A 19838-nucleotide genomic window follows, 5' to 3' on the forward strand; every position below is an offset into this window, starting at 1 on the left:
ATGACATCACCTGCCCAGCCCGACGTCCCGATCTGGACCACGGTGCAGGAGCTGCTGGCCGACGACGATCGCGTCACCCCCCAGCTGCAGGGCTTCCTCAGCCTCGCCGTCCCGGCCGGCGTCATGTCCGCGACGCTGTACCTCGAAGTCCCGAACGATCTGACCGCAGCGCAGATCAACAAGCGTCTCCGACTCCCGATCATGGAGGCCCTTTCGCACATCGGCGAAGAGGTCACGTCCTACCGCGTCGTCGTGAACCACGAACTGGCGGAGCAGCAGACGGCCCCCATCGCCGTCGGAGACTTCGGACGCACCGAGCAGAGCCGGGTCGAGTCTCCGATGGAGCAGCCCACACAGCTGCGTCACGAATCACGGCTGAACCCGAAGTACACCTTCGACAACTTCGTCATCGGCCAGTCCAACCGATTCGCCCACGCTGCGGCGGTCGCCGTGGCCGAGGCGCCGGCCAAGGCGTACAACCCGTTGTTCATCTACGGTGACTCCGGACTCGGCAAGACACACCTCCTCCACGCGATCGGTGACTACGCGCAGTCGCTCTACGCCGGAGTCAAAGTCCGCTACGTCTCGAGTGAGGAGTTCACGAACGACTTCATCAACTCGATCGCGAACAACCGCGGTGCCGCGTTCCAGGCCAGGTACCGCGACGTCGACATCCTCCTCATCGACGACATCCAGTTCCTGCAGGGTCGCGCCGAGACCCAGGAAGCGTTCTTCCACACGTTCAACACGCTGCACGATCACAACAAGCAGGTCGTCATCACCAGTGATGTCGCGCCGAAGCACTTGACGGGCTTCGAGGATCGGATGCGGAGCCGCTTCGAGTGGGGCCTCATCACAGATGTGCAGGCACCGGACCTCGAAACCCGCATCGCGATCCTCCGCAAGAAGGCGCAGAGCGAGGCGCTCCACATCCCCGACGAGGTGCTCGAGTACATCGCGACCGTCGTCTCCTCGAACATCCGCGAGCTGGAGGGTGCACTCATCCGCGTCTCCGCGTTCGCGAGCCTGAACCGCTCTGCCCTCGACATCTCCCTCGCGCAGACCGTGCTCCGCGACATCATCGACACGGCGGAGGACAACATCATCTCGCCGACCGACATCATCACGGCCACAGCGCAGTACTTCAAGCTCACCGTGGACGATCTCTACGGTTCGAGCAGATCGCAGCAGATCGCCACGTCACGACAGATCGCCATGTATCTGTGCAGGGAGCGAACGAGCCTGTCGCTGCCGAAGATCGGTCAGCTGTTCGGCAACCGCGACCACACCACGGTCATGTACGCCTACAAGAAGATCAGTGAGCTCATGAAGGAGCGTCGCTCCATCTACAACCAGGTCACCGAGATCACGACGCAGCTCGGCCGACGCTGACACGCCGCACCTCCGAAAAAGTGGAGGACCGCACCCGAACGGATGCGGTCCTCTACTTTTTTGTGTGCCTGACAGGGATTCTGATCTCTCGATAGATGCCTCTATGCACATGTGGATAACTTGTGGATGATCGTGGATTCCATCGGGACGAATGTGAGCTGAACACCCAAACCTGTGGATAACTCGGACAACACCTCGGTTGTCCCCAGGACCGGGATCCCGCGGATTCCTCAGGGTTTCCACAACTGACAAGCGTGTAGTTCCCTACTCGCTCCTGATATCCACCGACTTATCCACAGTATCCACAGCTGTTAACACCGTTAAGGAGTTAAGTCATTCAAGGCGCGATCCGATCACCAGACGGTGGGGAGAACCGGCGAACGGATGACAGGAAACCTCGGCGTAGGGATACGCAGGACTGTGGGGCTAGCATGGGAAGCCCTGCACCGGCAGGGCCGACGACGACGCGTCACAGTTCGACGACAAGGGAGCACCCGTGAGGTTTCAGGTCAACCGCGATGTCTTCAGCGAGGCTGTCTCGTTCGTCGTCAAGCTTCTGCCGCAGCGCAATCCGCAGCCGATCCTCGCCGGAGTGTTGATCGAAGCAGACGGATCCAGCCTCACGCTCTCCGCCTTCGATTACGAGGCCTCCGCTCGGACGACCATCGAAGCCACGGTCGAGACCCCCGGCACGATCCTCGTCCACGGCCGTCTTCTCTCCGACATCGCCAGCCGCCTCCCGAACGCTCCGATCGAGATCGCCGTCGAGGAAGACGGTGGGATCGCCGTCACCTGCGGTTCGGCCCGATTCACACTCGCCGCCATGCCGGTCGAGGAATATCCGTCCATCCCCGAGGTGAACGGATCCTCCGGCGTCGTTCCGGCTGAGGAATTCGGCACGGCGATCGCACAGGTCGGCTTCGCCGCATCACGCGACGACGTCACACCCGTCCTCACCGGTGTGCAGCTCGAAGTCTCCGGTCACACTCTGAGCCTGGTCGCCACGGACCGCTATCGGGTATCGCTCCGCGATGTGCCGTGGGACGGCGAGTCCGTCGAGGCGACAGCGCTGGTGCCGGCACGCACCCTGCTCGAGGTCGGGAAGACCTTCGGTCACGCCGGCAACATCCAGGTGGCCTTCTCCGGCGCGGGCGATCGCGAGATCATCGCCTTCACCGCCGGCAACAAGACCGTGACCTCGCTGCTCATCAAGGGCAACTTCCCCCCGGTCCGACGCCTTTTCCCCGAGCAGACCGATCACTACGCGGTCGTCAACACGGCCGACCTCGTCGAAGCCGTCCGCCGTGTCTCGCTCGTCCTCGATCGTGCGGCGCCGCTGCGATTCACGTTCTCGAGCGACAGCGTGACCATGGATGCCTCCGGTGGAGACCACGCGCGCGCATCCGAGTCGGTCGACGCGATCCTGTCCGGCGGCGACGAGGTCACGCTCGGCCTCAACCCCCAGTACCTGATCGAGGCTCTCGGAGCGGTCAAGAGCGAGTTCGTCCGCGTGACGTTCACGTCGAGCGACAACGCCAACAAGCTCAGCCCCGTGCTGATCACGAGCCAGACCTCGGTCGACCAGGCGGGCCTCGACTCCTTCAAGTACCTGCTGCAGCCGAACCTCCTCCTTCGCTGATCCCGCACCTCGCCCCGCATTCGTTGTCAGACCTCGAAGGTAGGCTGACTCCGTGATTGTGGAGCACCTGAGCCTGGTCGATTTCCGCAACTACGCGACCGCGGAACTCACTCTCCACCGGGGTCCGAACGTGCTCGTCGGACGAAACGGGCAGGGAAAGACGAACCTGGCGGAAGCGGTCGTGTTCCTGGCCACCCTCGGTTCACATCGCGTGTCGTCCGATGCACCCATGGTGCGTGACGGGCAGGAGTTCGCGGTCATCCGGGCGCGGCTCTCGCACGGCGAGCGTCGAGTGCTCGCCGAGGTGCAGGTCAACAGGCAGGGGTCGAACAAGGCACGCATCAACGGCTCTCCGTCCAAGCCGAACGAGCTGCCCCGCTACGCGCACGTCGTCCTCTTCGCGCCGGAGGACCTGCAGATCGTCCGGGGAGACCCGTCCGCTCGCCGCCGGTTCAGCGACCAGCTCCTCATCCAGCGCACTCCACGGATGGCGGGCGTGCTCGCCGACTACGACCGTGTGCTCAAGCAGCGCAATGCCCTGCTGAAGTCGGCGCGAGCCCGCGGCATCCGGGGCGAAGGTCTGAGCACCCTCGATGTGTGGGACGACAAGCTGGTCTCGCTGGGGTCCGAGATCATCACGGCTCGACAGCGGCTGGCCGTCGATCTCCAACAACCCGTCGCCGATGCATACGAAGCGATCGCCGGTGCAGATCATCGTCCGCAGTTGGAGTGGGCGCTCTCGGTCGGTGGCGGCGACCCCGAAGAGGGTGAGGGAGGACCCGAAGAGGTCTCCCCCGCCGACAGGCTCAGCGATCCGAACCGCATCGCGGACCTCTTCCGGGCCTCTCTCGCGGCGAAGCGTTCCAACGAACTCGACCGCGGCCTCACTCTCACCGGACCGCATCGGGACGATCTCGTGCTCCGTGTCCGCGACCTTCCGGTGAAGGGGTACGCCTCGCACGGGGAGTCCTGGTCGGTCGCGCTCGCGCTCCGGCTGGCATCGGCGGAGCTGTTGCGCAGTGAATCCCCCGCCGGCGATCCGGTCCTGATCCTCGACGACGTGTTCGCCGAGCTCGATGCGGACCGGCGTCGACGACTCGCAGCCCTGACCGCAGGGTACGAACAGGTCGTGGTGACCGCGGCGGTGGAGGAAGATATCCCTGAGGTGCTGCACGCGCATGTGGTGCGCATCAGCGCCGGGACGATCAGTGATGAACGGGAGGCAGCCGATGACTGACGCCGCACCGACTCCCGCTGCCGATGTCCCCGAGACGGTAGGCACCTACCTGCGTCTGCGCGGTCTGCAGCCGAGCTCGAAGAGCTGGGAGCGCAAGCGTCGCATCACGACCGATGACGACAACGCACCGTTCACACCCGGGCGGGACCCCGGGACCCTCGGCGCGGTCCTGGACAAGCTGAGCCGCGACTCGGGGTGGCAGATCACTCTGGCCAGGGAAGACCTCGTCCGTCAGTGGGCGGATCTCGCGGGCGCCGACACGGCGAAGCACTCCGAACCCGTCTCCCTGGAGCGAGGATTGCTCACCGTGAAGTGCGACTCGACGGCGTGGGCGAAGAACCTGCAGTTCATGCGCGCGACGATTCTCACCGAGATCGGCCGCCGCTATCCGGAGGCCGGCGTGGAGAACCTGCGCTTCATCGGACCGGACGTCCCCTCGTGGAAATGGGGTCCCAGAGCCGTTCCAGGGCGGGGCCCGCGCGATACCTACGGGTAGGACACCACGCAAGGGGTCCGAAACGCTCAGAGGGCCACACACGGCCGTAGAGCGGTGTTTCCCCACGAAACTCCGCTAGAATGGCAGTTCGTGATATCGATGTGGAGAATGCCCTCTGATGACGCCTGAATCCCCCGCTGACGAGACGGAATCGAACATCGGGGGAACCCCCGAGGCCCAGGGCACCATTGCACCCAAGGCGAAGCAGCCTGGGGACTACGGCGCCGACTCGATCCAGATTCTCGAAGGCCTCGAAGCCGTCCGCAAGCGTCCCGGTATGTACATCGGTTCCACGGGACCGCGCGGTCTGCACCACCTCGTCTACGAGATCGTCGACAACTCGGTCGATGAGGCCCTCGCCGGATACGCCGACACGATCTTCGTGACGATGCTCGCCGACGGTGGCGTGCGTGTGGTCGACAACGGTCGAGGCATCCCGGTGGACCCGCACTCTTCCGACCCGAACAAGTCGACGGTCGAGGTCGTGCTCACGATCCTGCACGCCGGCGGAAAGTTCGGAGGGGGCGCCTACGCCGTCTCCGGTGGTCTGCACGGTGTCGGATCCTCGGTCGTGAACGCGCTCTCGACGCGGTTCGACGTCGAGGTCAAGCAGAAGGGCTTCGTCTGGCGGCACAGCTTCGCCGACGGCGGCATCCCGCAGCAGAAGCTCGAGAAGGGCGAGGCGACCGAGGAGACCGGAACCAGCATCACGTTCTGGCCGGACGCCTCGATCTTCACCGAGACGATCGAGTTCGACTACGACACGCTGCGCACACGATTCCAGCAGATGGCGTTCCTCAACAAGGGACTGCGCATCGAGCTGCGTGACGAGCGGGAGTCGTCTGCGTACGAGGTCGAGGAAGACGGCGCGACCGTCACCAAGCAGCCCGGCGACGTGTTCTACTACGAGCGCGGACTCGTCGACTACGTCGAATACCTCAACAAGGTGCGTCACGCCGAAGTCGTGAACGACGAGATCATCGCCTTCGAATCGGAGGACACGGAGCGCAAGATCTCGCTCGAGGTCGCGATGCAGTGGACGACGTCCTACACCGAGAACGTCTTCACCTATGCGAACACGATCAACACCCACGAAGGTGGGACGCACGAGGAGGGCTTCCGGGCAGCTCTGACCACACTGGTCAACAAGTACGCCCGGGCGAACAACCTCCTCAAGGAGAAGGACGACAACCTCTCCGGTGACGACGTGCGTGAGGGACTGACCGCGGTCATCTCGATCAAGCTCGGCGAGCCGCAGTTCGAAGGTCAGACCAAGACCAAGCTCGGCAACACCGAGGCGAAGGCATTCGTGCAGAAGGTCGTCGGCGATCAGCTCGGCGACTGGCTCGAGCGCAACCCGAACCAGGCGAAGAACGTCGTCCGCAAGGCGATCGATGCCGCGACCGCTCGTCTCGCCGCTCGCAAGGCCCGCGAGACCGCTCGCCGCAAGAGCGTGTTCGAGTCTGCGGCCATGCCGGACAAGCTCAAGGACTGCACCAGCAAGGATCCCTCCATCAGCGAGATCTTCCTCGTCGAGGGTGACTCGGCCGGTGGTTCCGCGGTGCAGGGTCGCGACCCGCACACGCAGGCGATCCTGGCGCTCCGGGGGAAGATCCTCAACGTCGAGCGTGCACGTCTCGACAAGGCGCTGGGCAACAAGGAAGTCCAGGCGATGATCCAGGCCTTCGGCACGGGGATCGGCGAAGAGTTCGACATCGAGAAGGCTCGCTACCACAAGATCGTCCTGATGGCGGATGCCGATGTCGACGGCCAGCACATCACGACTCTGCTGCTCACCCTGCTGTTCCGCTACATGCGCGGACTCATCGAGGCCGGCTTCGTGTACCTCGCGATGCCGCCGCTGTACCGCCTGAAGTGGTCGAACTCCGCTCACGAGTACGTGTTCAGCGACGCCGAGCGCGACGCCCTGCTCGCGCACGGTCTCGAAAACGGCAAGCGGATCCCGAAGGATGCCGGCATCCAGCGCTACAAGGGTCTCGGAGAGATGAACCCCAAGGAGCTGTGGGAGACGACGATGGACCACACCACGCGCACCCTGCAGCAGATCACCATCGAGGATGCGGCCGCGGCCGACGAGATCTTCAGTGTGCTGATGGGCGAAGACGTCGAGTCCCGACGCAGCTTCATCCAGCGCAACGCCAAGGACGTCCGCTTCCTCGACATCTGATGCCCGCGGGCTCAGACCAGATGTGTGACAGAGAGATTGATTCATGACTGACGAAGAACGCACCGAACCGGAACACGATCACGGCAAGATCGACCAGGTCGACCTGCAGTCGGAGATGCAGCGCAGCTACCTCGACTACGCCATGGCCGTCATCGTGGGGCGCGCCCTCCCCGACGTGCGCGACGGACTCAAGCCGGTGCACCGCCGTGTGATCTACGGCATGTACGACGGAGGTTTCCGCCCGGACAAGTCGTTCTCGAAGTGCGCGCGTGTGGTCGGCGAGGTCATGGGCCAGTACCACCCGCACGGCGACTCGGCGATCTACGACGCCCTCGTGCGACTGGTTCAGCCGTGGTCCCTCCGCTATCCGCTCGCTCTCGGGCAGGGCAACTTCGGTTCCCCCGGGAACATGGGCGCCGCGGCTCCGCGATACACCGAGACGAAGATGGCTCCGCTCGCGCTCGAGATGGTGCGCGACATCGAAGAGGAGACCGTCGACTTCGCCGACAACTACGACGGCCAGACGCAGGAGCCGACGGTTCTCCCCGCCCGGTTCCCGAACCTCCTCGTCAACGGTTCCGTCGGTATCGCGGTCGGAATGGCCACCAACATCCCGCCGCACAACCTGCGCGAGGTGGCGGATGCGGCGCTCTGGGCGCTGGACAACCCCGGCATCCCCCGCGAGGAGCTGCTCGACGGTCTGATCCAGCGCGTTCCCGGCCCGGACTTCCCGACCGGCGCGCAGATCCTCGGGACGAAGGGCATCCACGAGGCGTATCGGACCGGTCGCGGCTCGATCACGATGCGCGCGGTCGTCAACGTCGAGGAGATCCAGGGTCGTACCTGCCTCGTCATCACCGAGCTGCCCTATCAGGTCAACCCCGACAACGTCGCGGTCAAAATCGGCGACCTGGCCCGTGACGGCAAGATCACCGGCATCGCCGACATCCGTGACGAATCCTCGGACCGCACGGGTCAGCGTCTGGTCGTCGTGCTCAAGCGCGACGCCGTCGCGAAGGTCGTGCTCAACAACCTGTACAAGCACACGCAGTTGCAGGAGAACTTCGGCGCGAACATGCTCGCGATCGTGGACGGTGTGCCGCGCACGCTCGCGATCGACGGGTTCATCACGCACTGGATCTCCCACCAGATCGATGTCATCGTGCGGCGCACCGAGTTCCGGCTGCGCGAGGCCGAGAAGCGGATGCACATCCTGCGCGGATATCTGAAGGCGCTCGACGCGCTCGACGAGGTGATCGCGCTCATCCGACGGTCGCAGACCACGGCGGATGCGAACGAGGGTCTCCAGAAGCTCCTCGACATCGACGAGATCCAGGCCGATGCGATCCTGCAGATGCAGCTGCGTCGCCTCGCAGCTCTCGAGCGTCAGCGGATCATCGATCAGGCGAACGAGCTCGAGGCCCAGATCGCGGACTACAAGGCGATCCTCGCCGACGAGGGTCGTCAGCGTGTGATCATCCGCGAAGAGCTGACCGGCATCGTCGACCGCTTCGGTGACGAGCGTCGCACGCACATCCTGCACGGCTTCGACGGCGATGTGTCGATGGAAGACCTCATCGCCGAAGAAGAGATGGTGGTGACCGTCACGCGCGAGGGCTACATCAAGCGCACGCGCAGTGACAACTACCGCTCCCAGCACCGTGGCGGCAAGGGCGTCAAGGGCGCTCAGTTGCGGGCGAACGACATCGTCGAGCACTTCTTCGTGACGACAACGCACCACTGGCTGCTGTTCTTCACCGACAAGGGCCGGGTCTACCGCGCGAAGACCTACGAGGTGCCGGAGGCCGGACGCGACGCCAAGGGCATGCACGTCGCGAACCTCCTCGCACTGCAGCCCGACGAGAGCATCGCCCAGGTGCTCGACATCCGTGACTACGGGGTGGCGGACTACCTCGTGCTCGCCACCCGAGAGGGCCTCGTCAAGAAGACCCGGCTCGACACGTACGACACCAACCGTCAGGGCGGCGTCATCGCGATCCGTCTGAACGACGAGGACGAGCTGGTCAGCGCGCTCCTCGTGAACGCGGAAGACGACATCCTCCTCATCAGCCGGCACGGGATGTCGGTGCGCTTCGAGGCCACCGATGAGGCGCTGCGTCCGATGGGTCGCGCGACGGCCGGTGTTCGGGGTATGAAGTTCAAGATCGACGACGACTCCCTGCTCTCGGCCTCCGTCGCCGCCCCGGGGAAGTTCGTCTTCGTCGTCACCGACGGCGGCTACGCGAAGCGCACCGCGATCGAGGAATACCGGGTCCAGGGACGCGGCGGGACAGGCATCAAGGTCGCCAAGTTGAACGACGATCGGGGCACTCTCGCGGGCGGTCTGATCGTCGCAGAGGACGACGAGGTCTTGGTGGTTCTGTCCAGCGGCAAGGTGGTACGCTCTGCCGTGGCCGAGGTCCCCGCCAAGGGTCGCGACACCATGGGAGTGGTGTTCGCCCGGACGACGGAGGCCGATCGCATCCTCGCCATCGCCCGTAACGGTGAGCGTGGCCTCGCCGAAGAAGAGGCCGAAGCGGAGGATGCCGAGATCCAGGCACCTGAGACGACAGAAACCCCCGAGGATACAGACGCATGAGTACAGTGGCCGACAAGCTGGCGAAGAAGTCGACACGCAAGACAGGCGGCAAGCAGGTCCGGCTTCGTCTGGTCTACGTCGACTTCTGGTCGGCGGTGAAGCTGTCGTTCCTCGGAGCCGTGGCCCTCGCGGTCGTCACGATGGTGTCGTTCTTCCTCATCTTCCTGGTGCTCCAGGCGACGAACGTCATGACGACGGCCGAGAGCTTCCTGGTCGGCATCACCGACAACGCTTTCGTGCTGTCCGAGGTGGTCGGACTGCCGCAGGTCATGGCCTTTGCAGCGGTCGTCGCCATCCTGAACCTCATCGTCTTCACGGTGCTCGGCGCCGTGGTCGCCGGCATCTACAACCTCGCCGTGAAGGTGACGGGCGGATTGCTCGTCGGGTTCATGTCGAACTGATCCCTCACACGGACATACGAAGGGCGGATGCTGCGGCATCCGTCCTTCGTCGTTCCATCGAGCGGTTGCTACACGACGCCGGTGGTGCCGAGCAGCGTGCCGCATGCGGGAGATCCGGAGCACGCGTTACGGAAAACCCGAAACAGAGTGTCCGGGTGACTCGGTGCCGCGCGCAACGGCCCCGCCGTACCTTGGAAGCATGACCACTCAGACTGCGACCCCGGCTTCCGCAACCGCGGTGAAGCCGCCGTTGCGCATCTTCCTCACGATCCTGCATCTGGCAGGCGTCGGCGTCCTCGGCGGCGTCATCTTCGGCATGCTCGGCGGCCTTCTCGGCACCGGCATCGGCCTCCTCTTCGCCGCCGGCATCGGCGTCGTCCTCTTGGTCGGACTCGTCTACGCCCTTTACGGACTCGGCTGGTTCGAAGTCGCTCGTGTCGGCGCGCTCTACCGCACGCCGATCGCGCCGCTGCGCGTACAGCCACGTGATCGTCCCGGATTCGGCGGGTGGTTGCGGTCCCTCGGACGGCAGGCCATCGACGGCCGGATGTGGCGGGCAGTGGCGAACTTCGCCATCTCCGCCGTGCTCGGTTTCGTCGTCCTCCGACTGTTCTGGGGACTGGTGTGGTCGATCATCATCTCGTTCGCCCCGCTCACGGCCGCGGACTCCGTGATCGGACCGTTCGGTGGCGGGGGAATCCCCGTGGCCTGGGCTCCGCTGATCGGCGTCCTCGGCCTCGCCGCCTGCGTCGTCGGGATGATCGGGTTGGCACTGCTGCATCGAACCCTCTCCCTCGCGATCGTGATCCGCAGCAAGGAGACCGAGCTCACCGAGCGCGTCCGCACGTCGACCGCCCAGCGTGAGGGTGCGGTGCGCGCCGCCGATGTGGAGCGCACCCGGATCGAGCGCGATCTGCACGACGGGGTACAGCCGCGGCTGGTCTCGGTCGGGATGACGCTCGGACTCGCGCAGCAGAAGATCGACAACGATCCGGAGGCCGCCAAGGAGCTGATCAACGAGGCTCACACCTCGACCAAGGCAGCGATCACCGAACTCCGCCAACTCGCTCGCGGCATTCACGCCTCGGTGCTCGATGACCGTGGCCTCGACGCCGCCCTTTCCGCTCTGGCCGGGAGATCGCACATTCCCGTGCACCTCGATGTCCGGATGGACGGCCGGTGCAGCCGCGAGGCCGAGGCCGCCGTGTACTTCTCGATCGCGGAGTCCCTGACAAACGCAGCCAAGCACTCGCGGGCCAGTGAAGCCCGGGTGACCGTGCGCGTGCGTGAGGGCAACACCCTCTGGGCCCGCGTGGAGGACAACGGCATCGGAGGCGCTCAGGTGCAGCCCGGTGGGGGTCTGGACGGCATCGCCAACCGCATCCTCGCCGCGGGAGGGACCTTCCGCCTCGACAGTCCGCAGGGCGGACCGACCAGCCTGGAGGTGAACGTACCGTGCGCATCCTGATCTGCGAGGATTCGGTCCTGCTGAGAGAAGGCCTCGTTCGCCTGTTGGAGGACGCAGGGCACGAGGTGGTCGCTGCTCTCGCCGACACGGTGGAGCTCGAGCAGACGGTGGCCGGTAGTGCACCGGATCTCTGCATCCTCGACGTGCGGTTGCCTCCCACCTTCACCGACGAGGGCATCCGCGCCGCGCTCGGTCTGCGGGCCTCGCGCCCGTCGCTCGCGATCCTCGTGCTCTCGCAGTACGTCGAGGAGCGATACGCCTCGGATCTGATCGCGGCGCAGGGCGGTCCGCTCGGATACCTGCTCAAGGACAGGGTCGCCGATGTCGAGGAGTTCCTCGGCTCGGTGGAGCGCATCTCGGAGGGAGCGACCGTTCTCGACCCCGAGGTCGTCGCTCAGCTCCTCACGCGCCGCAATCGCGACGACAAGATGATGCGACTCACCGAGCGGGAACGCACCGTGCTCGCGCTGATCGCCGAGGGGAAGTCGAACCAGGCGATCGCCGGTCTGCTGTTCCTCTCGGAGGCCAGCGTCGAGAAGCACATCACCTCCATCTTCCAGAAACTGGGCTTCGACCCGGACGAGTCCGGCAATCGCCGCGTGCTCGCCGCGCTCGCCCACATCGAGAACACGGGCGGCCCGACGCCGCCGACCGGCCAGACAGGAGTGGCACGATGACCACCGACAACAACGGCTTCCGGGGCGAGCACACCCCGCTCACCCCGCCGCCCGCTTCCCCGCCCGCCTCTCCGCCGCAGCCATCGGCGGCGCAGGGGGCACCGACACCTCCGCCGCCCAGCCCCACGGGAGGGCGTTCGTCCGGAGCCACGGCCGTCCTGGTCGTGACAGCGGTGGTGGGCGGGATCGCCCTTCTCGGAACCGGCGGCACAGCGGTCGCCGCTGCAGCAGGTTCCGTCATCTCCGCGAGCCGGCCGGATTCCGTGCAGACCGCGAACGCACAAGGCATCGAGGGCATCGACCTGGATGCGGATGCCAGCAGCATGCGCGTCGAATTCGGCGACGTGGATCAGGCAGAGCTGGCGATCACCAACGGGCGAGGACCCGCGTGGACGTTTGAACGTGACGGCGACGAACTGATCGTGCGGAGCCCGGACAGCGTGTTCGGGTGGTGGTTCGGCAGCTGGTTCGGGGACGAGCAGATCGCCGTGCTCACGTTGCCGGAGAGCCTGCGGGACGCGGAGCTCGATGCCGACCTCACACTGGATGCCGGCAGCCTCGACGTGGACGGCGACTTCGGGGTGCTCGACGCCACCGTGAGCGCCGGCGCACTCGACGTCACCGGCTCCGCCACGGAACTCGACGTGGAGATGAGCGCCGGTCGCGCCGACATTCTCCTCGATGGCGTGACCGTGGCCGATCTGGGTGTGTCCGCGGGTGACCTCACGGTCGAGCTGACCGGTACACCGCCGTCGCAGACCACGATCGATGTCAGTGCCGGGTCGCTCGATCTGACCCTGCCCGATGTCGAGTACGCCGTGAGCCAGGACATCAGCGCCGGCACCCTCAACTCGAAGGTGCAGGAGGCATCGAGCGCGCGGCGGACCATCGAGGTATCGCTCTCCGCGGGCACGGCGACGATCCGCCCGGGTCGCTGAACACGGTCGAGGGCGAGGACACTCCCGGGTCGTCGCCCTCGATTCGGAAATTCCGTCTTTCTCCGGTAAAGTCTTGGAGGTTGACGGGGCTATAGCTCAGGCGGTTAGAGCGCTTCACTGATAATGAAGAGGTCCCAGGTTCAAGTCCTGGTAGCCCCACTCCTCAACTCAAGAAATCCCTCACGGGGCCTTAGCTCAGTTGGTAGAGCGCCTGCTTTGCAAGCAGGATGTCAGGAGTTCGAATCTCCTAGGCTCCACACTTCGTGCTCGGTCTCCCGCATCGGAATGATCAGGACTGCTGGTCTTCGCGCTTTCGGGCACGGTAGGCGTGTGTCTTCTGGCGGTTGCCGCATTCCCTGATCCGAGGTCGAGGAATTCCGTCGCCGGCGAGCGCGTTCGTCCCGGAGAGGGTTCCCCGCATCGGTGCGGGAACCGACGAGGAGGCCGCATTAATGACCGTCTACTGGGTGAACACCTTCACCGCGATCCGCGATCCGCAGCGTGTGAGAGAATACGCGAGCCTCGCAGGGCCGGCCATGGAGGCGGCGGGCGGTGTCTTCCTCGCCAAGGGCGATCCCGTCGCGGTGCTCGAAGGTGCCGATCTCCGGTCCACCATCATTGCCTTCCCCGACCGGGATGCGGCGATCGCGGCCTATGCATCGCCGGCTTATCAGCGGGCGCTCGAGGTTCTGGGGGACGCTGCCGAACGCCAGATCCGGGTGCTCGCGGCGGTCGGCGATTCCGCGCGATGAGTGAGCCTCGCGAGACGATCCGGCGGCTGCGTGCGGATGAGCCGGGGCTGGTGCTGCGTCTGCTCGATGAAGCGGTGGAGTGGTTCGTATCGATCGGCAACACCGGCCAGTGGGGCGCGGAGCCTTTCTCCTCCCGGCCGGCCGCAGTGGAGCGCGCGCAGAAGTGGTGCGAGGAAGATGAAGGCTGGGTGCTCGAACGGGATGCCCGTGCCGTCGCGGTCCTCGTGCTCGGCGACCGGACCGACTATGTTCCTGCCGTCGACGAGCCCGAGCTCTATGTGCGGCTCCTGGTCGGGTCGCGACGTGCGCGCGGCGCCGGGGCGAGGCTTCTCCAGCACGCTGTCCTTCGCGCGGAGCAACGCGGCGTGCCGCTCCTGCGGGTCGACTGCTATGCCGGCGGAACGGGCGATCTCGTGCGGTACTACGAGGCGCACGGTTTCGTCAGGCAGGAGGAGTTGGATGTGCGGGGATGGCCGTGTCAGGTTCTGGGGCGGAGGCTGATGCCGGAGAGTGCATCCCGACGTTGATGACGCGACCGTCGGAGTCGCGGTAGAAGAAGCGTGTGACGCCCCAGGGCTCCTCGGTGACTGGATGCACGATGTCCAGGCCCGCAGCCCCGGCGCGGGCGAGAGCGACGTGGACGTCGTCGACGAACACCGACACGTCGGGATTGACCTCTGCCGTCGCGTCTCGGGTCAGCAGGCTGAGCTGGTGCCCCTCGTCGTCGCCGAGCGTCACGATCCACCCGTGGTCCATCAGCACCCGAAGACCGAGCACCGCGCGGTGCTCGGCGACCGCGGAAGGAAGATCGGTCACAGTGAGATTGGGAACCACTCTCTCGACGCGCATGCTTCTCATCATCGCCGCGTCAGGTCAGATCTATCTGGTAATGGATCATCCCCGACCGGGAGGCGACGCGATCGTAGAGCCCGCGTGCGGTGGCGTTCGATTCGGCGGTGAGCCAGTAGACCTTCGCCGAGCCGTGCTGTTCGGCCCACGCTCGCACATGCGCGATGAGTTCCCGCCCGACACCGCCTCCGCGGGCGTCTGGCGCGACGAACAGGTCTTCGAGGTAGCAGTAGTCCGTGGTCGTCCACGTCGCGGCATGCGTCAACCAGTGCACGATGCCCACGGCCGTGCCCGTCTCGTCGCGGGCGATGGCTCCCTGGATACCGCCATCAGGGTCGACCAGTCGCTCGAAGGTGGAAGCGGTGATCGTCTCGTCGAGGTCGGTCTCGTAGAAAGCGAGGTACCCCCGCCAGAGAGCGAGCCACTCGGGCTGGTCCGCGGCGGTGAGGGGCGCGATCGTCGTCATGAGTCGAGACTAGTGACTAGGGGAGCGCGGTGCCGTCCGCGGAGGGCCGCAAGGCGCGCAGGATGGTGGCATGACGGACGAGGAACGTCCGCTCATCGAGCTTCTTCCGTCGCAGCCACCCGGTCACCTCGTCATTGTGCTTACTGGCATTGCAGGACGCGCACGCCGGGACCACGTTCTCGAGGGTGTAGCGACCGCCCCGCGACACGGGCTGGATGCAGTCGCGCTGCAGAGCTGCGCCGTCACCGCCGCAGTAGGCGCATCCGCCCCAGGCTTCCATGAGGTCGTACCACTGCTCGTCGGTGAGGTCGTTGTCGACGCGGGCGAGTCGATTCTGGCGGCGTTTCGCGTACCGTGCTCGGGTCGCCGGTGATGCGGTGGCGGAAGAGACCTTGCGGCGGCGACGCATGCGCTGATCGTATCGCGGGAAGTGCGCGCGCTCGGTCAGCGCGCGAGGTCAGCGGAGGCCGACCGCGGTGAGACCGTGCGGCGCGACGTTGAGCCGCTCTCCACCCTCCGCCGTGACGACGACGATGTCCTCGATGCGGGCACCCCACTCGCCGGCGAAGTAGATGCCGGGCTCGATGCTGAACGCCATGCCTTCGCGCAGGACCAGGTCGTTGCCCGGAGCGATGTACGGCTCCTCGTGCACCGAGACGCCGATGCCGTGGCCGGTGCGATGCAGGAACGCCTCCCCCAGACCCGCGTCGGTGAGCACGCTCCGGGCGGCGGCATCCACCTCGGCCGCGGTGGCACCGGGACGCACGGCGTCGACCGCTGCCTGCTGCGCCCGCACGAGCACCGCGATCCGTTCGGCGGCTGCGGGGGCGGGAATCCCCACCACGTAGGTCCGCGTGCTGTCCGAGTTGTATCCGCTCGGGACCGCACCGCCGATGTCGACCACGACGATGTCGCCCTCCTCGATCACCCGATCCGACACCTCGTGGTGCGGGTCGGCGCCGTTCGGACCCGACCCGACGATCACGAACTCGACCGTGCGATGGCCCTCCGCGACGATGGCCTCGGCGATGTCGGCTGCCACTTCGCGCTCGGTGCGTCCTGCCCGAAGCCACTCGTGCACCCGTCGATGCACCGCGTCGATGGCTTCTCCGGCCCGGCGCAGTTCGGCGATCTCCTCGGCGTCCTTGATCATCCGCCCTTCGCGCAGCACCGGAGTCGCGAGCTCGAGGCGCACCCCGAGACGATCCCCGATCGGGAGGACGTGCAGTGCGGGGAGGGCATCGGAGACACCCACACGGGCGGCGTCGCCCACCGCCGAAGTCACCAGCGCATACGGGTCTTCTCCATCGACCCAGTCGGCGACCGCGAGACCCAGCTCGCCGACAGCCGTGCTGCGCACCTTTGCGAGTTCCATGCGCGGCACCACGACCGTCGGCGTCGCGCCGGGGTCGATCACGAGGGCCGTCAGCCGTTCGATCGTGTCGCCCTCCACTCCCACCAGATACTGCAGATCCGGCCCGGGACCGACCACGATGGCGTCGAGCCCCGCGTCGGCGGCGAGGGAAGCGGCGCGGCTGAGCCGGGCGGAGTAGACGGAGGCGGGGAACGGGAGTGTGCTCACGACATCCACGCTACTGCGCGGTCCCCGCCGGGTCGACGGTCAGCTGATCGCGACGCGGATGCGTTCCGCGAGGAACTCCAGATCGGCGTCGGTGAGTGCGGTCACGGCGTACGCGGTCGGCCAGACCGTGCCGTCGTCGAGGTTCGAGATCGGTTCGAAGCCGAAGGTGCCGTAGCGCACCTTGAACTTGCTCGCGGGCTGGAAGAAGCAGAGCACCTTCCCGTCACGACCCCACGCCGGCATCCCGTAGTACGTGCGCGGCACCAGCTCCGGGGCGACCTCCGACACGAGGGCATGCAGCTTCTTCGCCAGAGCCTGGTCCTCGGCGGTGAGCTTCTCGATGGCCTCCGTGATGTCGGCCTCCCCTGCTGCCCGCAGCTCTTCCGGTGACTTCTTCGCGCGGGAACGCCGGGTGCGGGCCTCCTTCGCGGCGGCCTGCATCGCCTCGCGTTCTTCGGCGCTGAAGTTCTTCTCTTTCTCGGCCATCTTCGGTCCTCTCGGTGTGCTGCCGGTATGGACTTCACACTACGGAGGAGAGACGCGGGCGTGCTTCTCGATTCCTGATCGATCCCCGCCGTGGCGTCGACGCCTGACAGACTGACGCCATGACGACAGTCTTCATCGGCCGCATACGTCCCTTCGCGCCGAGCACCGACATCCAGGCCGAAGCCATGGCCGTCGACGACGCCACCATCGTGGCCATCGGCTCGGCGGAAGAGGTTCGCCGCGACCACCCCGACGCCGACGTGGTCGCGCTGGACGGTTGGGTCATGCCCGGGCTGATCGAGCCGCACGGGCATCCCGGATTCGCGGCGATCCTGCTGTCCGACCTGGTCGTCGACCTCCGGCCCGTGGTCGTTCCCCAGGCCGAGGGCGTGCTGGCAGCTCTGCGCACGGCGGTCGCGGAGGCCGATGGGGAAGCCGTCTTCGCGAACGGCTGGGACGCGCTGCTGCAGCGCGGACTCCCTGATCCCGACATCCACTTCCTCGACGAGCTGGCCGGCGGCGTTCCTCTCGTCGTGATCCACAACTCCGGCCACTCCGTCTACTTCAACACCGCTGCGGCGCTCGCCGCAGGCATCGACCGGACCACCCCCGATCCCGCCGGTGCCTCGTTCGGACGGGACGCCGACGGGGAGCTCACCGGTGTCGCCCTCGAGGCTGCGGCGGTCGAGATGGTCGTCGCTCCGATGCTCGCGAAGGCACAGGAGCAGCTCCCCCGTATCCTTCCTGCACACCTGCGCGACCTGGCTTCGCGGGGCATCACCACCGTGGCCGACCTGTCGTGGAATCCCGGACTCGGTCCGCTCATCGACGCCCTGCGTGCGAAGGGTGAGATGCCGGTGCGCCTCCGGTGGTACGAGATGTCCCGTCCGGGCGGGATCCCCTCCGCACGAGGCGGCGACGACCCGTTCTTCCGGCAGACGGGCGTGAAGACGTGGTCGGACGGCTCTCCCTGGGTCGGCAACATCGCCACCTCCTTCCCGTACCTCGACACCCCGGCGACCCGTGCGCTCGGACTCGAGCCGCACCACATCGGCCGGGCGAACTACACCTCGGACGAGCTGTCGGCCATCGCCGAGCCCTATGCCGGTGCGGGGTGGCAGCTGGCGTGTCATGCGCACGGCGACCTCGCGATCGACGCGACCCTCGATGTCTTCGCGCAGATCATCGCGCGGCACGGGCTCACCGATCACCGGTTCCGGCTGGAGCACTGCGGCGCGATGACGTCGGTGCAGTTCGAGCGCGCCGCATCGCTGGGGGTCACGGTGAGCCTGTTCGTCGACCACATCACGTACTGGGGCGAAGTGCTCGTCGATGATCTCTTCGGTCCGGAGCACGGGGGTGCCTGGGCGGATGCCGGCGCCGCGTTCGCAGCCGGACATCGCGTGACGTTCCACAACGACGGGTGGGTCACCCCGAACGAGCCTTTCCGCAACATGGCGGTCGCCGAGACCCGCACCACCCGCAACGGGTATCGGATGCCCGGCGGCACACCGGTCACCAGGGATCAGGCGCTCCTCGCGCACACGGCGAACGCCGCCTGGCAGCTCTTCAGCGAGCGGGAGGTGGGCGTCCTCGCTCCCGGACTCCTCGCGGACTTCATCGTCGTGGATCGCGACCCGGTCACGGTTTCCGCTGAAGACCTCGCCGCGACGCAGGTGACGTCCACCTACTTGGCGGGTGTGCGGGTCGTCTGACACGCGGTCATCGACCGCCCTCGTCGGCGGATAGTGTGTGACGCATGGACCTGCGTGTCGCGGCGTATGCGGTCGTCACCGATGACGACGGCCGCCTGCTCCTGGCGCGCTGGACCGAAGGACGGCGGGTGGCGTGGACCATGCCCGGTGGCGGGCTCGAGCCCGGGGAGTCGCCGGAAGACGCGGTGCGGCGCGAACTCCGTGAGGAGACGGGCTACAGCATCAAAGTCGGCGAACTCCTGGGGATCCACTCCCGTGTGATCCCGGCCGGCCGGCGTGTGCACAAGGCCGCCGAGCCGCTGCACACCCTGCGCATCGTCTATCGCGGCGCGGTCACCGGCGGCAAGCTCCGCTTCGAGACCGACGGTTCGACCGACATGGCGGAGTGGTTCCCGCTGACCTCCGTCGCCGAGCTGCAGCGCGTCAAGCTGGTCGACATCGCGATGCGCATGGCCGGCCTCCTCTGAGCCGAGGCCGAGCGTCAGCGTGCGGCGTCAGCGCTCTTCGGGTACGGAGATGTCGGCGACGGTCGCCCCGTATGCGGCGATGAGGTCGTCGGCTTCGACGAACAGGCTGAATCCGTGCGTCCCCGCACCCATCGCGATGCGCTGTCCGACGATGGACTCGTCGGCGTAGACGGGCCAGTCGGTGGTGCTGCCGATCGGCACGATGGTGCCTCGTTCGTAACCGGTCGCCGCGAGGGCGAGTTCTGGTTCCGGGAGCCGTAGCTTGTTGACCCCGACCAGCGCACGCAGCTTCGGCCACGAGATCGAACGTCCGCCCGGCACGAGGGCGAACAGGAAGGTGTCGTCCGAGCGCTTCACCACGAGGGTCTTCACGATGCCGGACGCGGGGATGCCGAGCAGCTCCGCCGCCTCGAAGAGGCTGCCGGCGGCCGGACGCTCGCGGATCTCGATGTCGAGACCGCGGGCTTGCGCGGCCTCACGCACCCG

The 19838-nt window shown here is 66.5% G+C and carries 20 protein-coding genes and 2 tRNA genes; 16 read left to right on the forward strand and 6 right to left on the reverse strand.

The genetic code is table 11. The features are described from left to right. Window positions 1-123: 123 nt before the first annotated feature. The 14 genes from dnaA (at window position 124) to LRQ07_RS00070 (ending at window position 14314) form a co-directional block, all read left to right on the forward strand. Window positions 124-1392 (forward strand): chromosomal replication initiator protein DnaA, encoded by a 1269-nt coding sequence (dnaA, locus tag LRQ07_RS00005; RefSeq protein WP_372491384.1) that lies wholly within the window; start codon window positions 124-126, stop codon window positions 1390-1392. A 496-nt stretch (window positions 1393-1888) separates the two neighbouring features. After that, the gene (gene dnaN / locus LRQ07_RS00010) at window positions 1889-3031 is read left to right on the forward strand and encodes a DNA polymerase III subunit beta (protein ID WP_047519758.1); all 1143 of its coding nucleotides are present in this window, start codon (window positions 1889-1891) and stop codon (window positions 3029-3031) included. Window positions 3032-3083: 52 nt separating this feature from the next. Next, on the forward strand, window positions 3084-4268 hold the full coding sequence (gene recF / locus LRQ07_RS00015; protein ID WP_256535437.1) for a DNA replication/repair protein RecF: 1185 nt from the start codon (window positions 3084-3086) through the stop codon (window positions 4266-4268). Continuing rightward, on the forward strand, window positions 4261-4764 hold the full coding sequence (locus LRQ07_RS00020; RefSeq protein ID WP_256535438.1) for a DUF721 domain-containing protein: 504 nt from the start codon (window positions 4261-4263) through the stop codon (window positions 4762-4764). The genes recF and LRQ07_RS00020 overlap by 8 nt, the downstream gene beginning before the upstream one ends. Before the next feature lie 118 nt (window positions 4765-4882). Beyond that, window positions 4883-6952, forward strand: a complete 2070-nt coding sequence (gyrB, locus tag LRQ07_RS00025; RefSeq protein WP_248539255.1) for a DNA topoisomerase (ATP-hydrolyzing) subunit B — start codon at window positions 4883-4885, stop codon at window positions 6950-6952. Window positions 6953-6995: 43 nt separating this feature from the next. Next, the gene (gyrA, locus tag LRQ07_RS00030) at window positions 6996-9551 is read left to right on the forward strand and encodes a DNA gyrase subunit A (RefSeq protein ID WP_232763044.1); all 2556 of its coding nucleotides are present in this window, start codon (window positions 6996-6998) and stop codon (window positions 9549-9551) included. Continuing rightward, window positions 9548-9952, forward strand: coding sequence for a DUF3566 domain-containing protein (locus LRQ07_RS00035; RefSeq protein WP_047519752.1), 405 nt, complete (start codon window positions 9548-9550; stop codon window positions 9950-9952). Before gyrA ends, LRQ07_RS00035 begins: the two co-directional genes overlap by 4 nt. A 199-nt stretch (window positions 9953-10151) precedes the next feature. Further along, window positions 10152-11420 (forward strand): sensor histidine kinase, encoded by a 1269-nt coding sequence (locus tag LRQ07_RS00040; protein WP_256535439.1) that lies wholly within the window; start codon window positions 10152-10154, stop codon window positions 11418-11420. Further along, complete coding sequence (locus LRQ07_RS00045; RefSeq protein WP_256535440.1) at window positions 11408-12097, forward strand: LuxR C-terminal-related transcriptional regulator; 690 nt, start codon at window positions 11408-11410, stop codon at window positions 12095-12097. The genes LRQ07_RS00040 and LRQ07_RS00045 overlap by 13 nt, the downstream gene beginning before the upstream one ends. After that, the gene (locus LRQ07_RS00050) at window positions 12094-13035 is read left to right on the forward strand and encodes a DUF4097 family beta strand repeat-containing protein (RefSeq protein WP_256535441.1); all 942 of its coding nucleotides are present in this window, start codon (window positions 12094-12096) and stop codon (window positions 13033-13035) included. Before LRQ07_RS00045 ends, LRQ07_RS00050 begins: the two co-directional genes overlap by 4 nt. Before the next feature lie 85 nt (window positions 13036-13120). Next, window positions 13121-13194: transfer RNA gene (locus LRQ07_RS00055), tRNA-Ile, on the forward strand. A gap of 25 nt (window positions 13195-13219) precedes the next feature. Then, window positions 13220-13292, forward strand: a tRNA-Ala gene (locus LRQ07_RS00060). 195 nt (window positions 13293-13487) lie between these two features. Further along, window positions 13488-13787: a DUF1330 domain-containing protein gene (locus tag LRQ07_RS00065; RefSeq protein WP_232763041.1), complete on the forward strand. Its 300-nt coding sequence runs from the start codon at window positions 13488-13490 to the stop codon at window positions 13785-13787. Further along, the gene (locus LRQ07_RS00070; RefSeq protein WP_256535442.1) at window positions 13784-14314 is read left to right on the forward strand and encodes a GNAT family N-acetyltransferase; all 531 of its coding nucleotides are present in this window, start codon (window positions 13784-13786) and stop codon (window positions 14312-14314) included. The genes LRQ07_RS00065 and LRQ07_RS00070 overlap by 4 nt, the downstream gene beginning before the upstream one ends. Here LRQ07_RS00070 and LRQ07_RS00075 read toward each other — a convergent pair. Genes LRQ07_RS00075 through LRQ07_RS00095 form a run of 5 tightly spaced genes read right to left on the reverse strand, consistent with a single transcriptional unit; the run spans window position 14229 to window position 17170 of the window. Beyond that, window positions 14229-14603 carry a glyoxalase gene (locus LRQ07_RS00075; protein WP_256535443.1) on the reverse strand — a complete coding sequence of 125 codons (375 nt, stop codon included), beginning with the start codon at window positions 14601-14603 and terminating at the stop codon, window positions 14229-14231. The two genes, LRQ07_RS00070 and LRQ07_RS00075, sit on opposite strands and share 86 nt — an antisense overlap. 52 nt (window positions 14604-14655) lie before the next feature. Then, window positions 14656-15102, reverse strand: coding sequence for a GNAT family N-acetyltransferase (locus LRQ07_RS00080; RefSeq protein WP_256535444.1), 447 nt, complete (start codon window positions 15100-15102; stop codon window positions 14656-14658). A 16-nt stretch (window positions 15103-15118) separates the two neighbouring features. Then, window positions 15119-15511, reverse strand: coding sequence for an HNH endonuclease (locus tag LRQ07_RS00085; RefSeq protein ID WP_256535445.1), 393 nt, complete (start codon window positions 15509-15511; stop codon window positions 15119-15121). 48 nt (window positions 15512-15559) lie between these two features. Further along, the gene (locus LRQ07_RS00090) at window positions 15560-16684 is read right to left on the reverse strand and encodes a M24 family metallopeptidase (RefSeq protein ID WP_256535446.1); all 1125 of its coding nucleotides are present in this window, start codon (window positions 16682-16684) and stop codon (window positions 15560-15562) included. A gap of 39 nt (window positions 16685-16723) precedes the next feature. Next, window positions 16724-17170, reverse strand: coding sequence for an iron chaperone (locus tag LRQ07_RS00095; protein ID WP_047519736.1), 447 nt, complete (start codon window positions 17168-17170; stop codon window positions 16724-16726). A gap of 119 nt (window positions 17171-17289) precedes the next feature. Between LRQ07_RS00095 and LRQ07_RS00100 the strand changes: the two genes are divergently transcribed. Both LRQ07_RS00100 and LRQ07_RS00105 read left to right on the forward strand, forming a co-directional pair. Continuing rightward, window positions 17290-18885, forward strand: coding sequence for an amidohydrolase (locus LRQ07_RS00100; protein ID WP_256535447.1), 1596 nt, complete (start codon window positions 17290-17292; stop codon window positions 18883-18885). 44 nt (window positions 18886-18929) lie between these two features. Beyond that, on the forward strand, window positions 18930-19352 hold the full coding sequence (locus tag LRQ07_RS00105) for an NUDIX hydrolase (protein WP_047519735.1): 423 nt from the start codon (window positions 18930-18932) through the stop codon (window positions 19350-19352). A 27-nt stretch (window positions 19353-19379) separates the two neighbouring features. Here the strand turns inward: LRQ07_RS00105 and LRQ07_RS00110 are convergent, their stop codons facing one another. Further along, a complete protein-coding gene (locus LRQ07_RS00110; RefSeq protein ID WP_194239360.1) occupies window positions 19380-19835 on the reverse strand; it encodes an aminoacyl-tRNA deacylase in 456 nt (151 codons plus the stop codon). Between the last annotated feature and the right edge of the window lie 3 nt (window positions 19836-19838).

It is taken from the genome of Microbacterium sp. J1-1 (assembly GCF_024498615.1).
Classification (GTDB): Bacteria; Actinomycetota; Actinomycetes; order Actinomycetales; family Microbacteriaceae; genus Microbacterium; species Microbacterium aurugineum.

Bases quoted from the DNA above. Each gene is read 5' to 3' on its own strand.
- LRQ07_RS00040 (WP_256535439.1), top strand. From the start codon at position 10,152: ATGACCACTCAGACTGCGACCCCGGCTTCCGCAACCGCGGTGAAGCCG.
- gyrB (WP_248539255.1), top strand. From the start codon at position 4,883: ATGACGCCTGAATCCCCCGCTGACGAGACGGAATCGAACATCGGGGGA.
- LRQ07_RS00065 (WP_232763041.1), top strand. From the start codon at position 13,488: ATGACCGTCTACTGGGTGAACACCTTCACCGCGATCCGCGATCCGCAG.
- LRQ07_RS00105 (WP_047519735.1), top strand. From the start codon at position 18,930: ATGGACCTGCGTGTCGCGGCGTATGCGGTCGTCACCGATGACGACGGC.
- LRQ07_RS00035 (WP_047519752.1), top strand. From the start codon at position 9,548: ATGAGTACAGTGGCCGACAAGCTGGCGAAGAAGTCGACACGCAAGACA.
- LRQ07_RS00085 (WP_256535445.1), bottom strand. From the start codon at position 15,511: ATGCGTCGCCGCCGCAAGGTCTCTTCCGCCACCGCATCACCGGCGACC.
- LRQ07_RS00095 (WP_047519736.1), bottom strand. From the start codon at position 17,170: ATGGCCGAGAAAGAGAAGAACTTCAGCGCCGAAGAACGCGAGGCGATG.
- LRQ07_RS00020 (WP_256535438.1), top strand. From the start codon at position 4,261: ATGACTGACGCCGCACCGACTCCCGCTGCCGATGTCCCCGAGACGGTA.
- LRQ07_RS00050 (WP_256535441.1), top strand. From the start codon at position 12,094: ATGACCACCGACAACAACGGCTTCCGGGGCGAGCACACCCCGCTCACC.
- LRQ07_RS00080 (WP_256535444.1), bottom strand. From the start codon at position 15,102: ATGACGACGATCGCGCCCCTCACCGCCGCGGACCAGCCCGAGTGGCTC.
- dnaA (WP_372491384.1), top strand. From the start codon at position 124: ATGTCCGCGACGCTGTACCTCGAAGTCCCGAACGATCTGACCGCAGCG.
- gyrA (WP_232763044.1), top strand. From the start codon at position 6,996: ATGACTGACGAAGAACGCACCGAACCGGAACACGATCACGGCAAGATC.
- LRQ07_RS00100 (WP_256535447.1), top strand. From the start codon at position 17,290: ATGACGACAGTCTTCATCGGCCGCATACGTCCCTTCGCGCCGAGCACC.
- LRQ07_RS00070 (WP_256535442.1), top strand. From the start codon at position 13,784: ATGAGTGAGCCTCGCGAGACGATCCGGCGGCTGCGTGCGGATGAGCCG.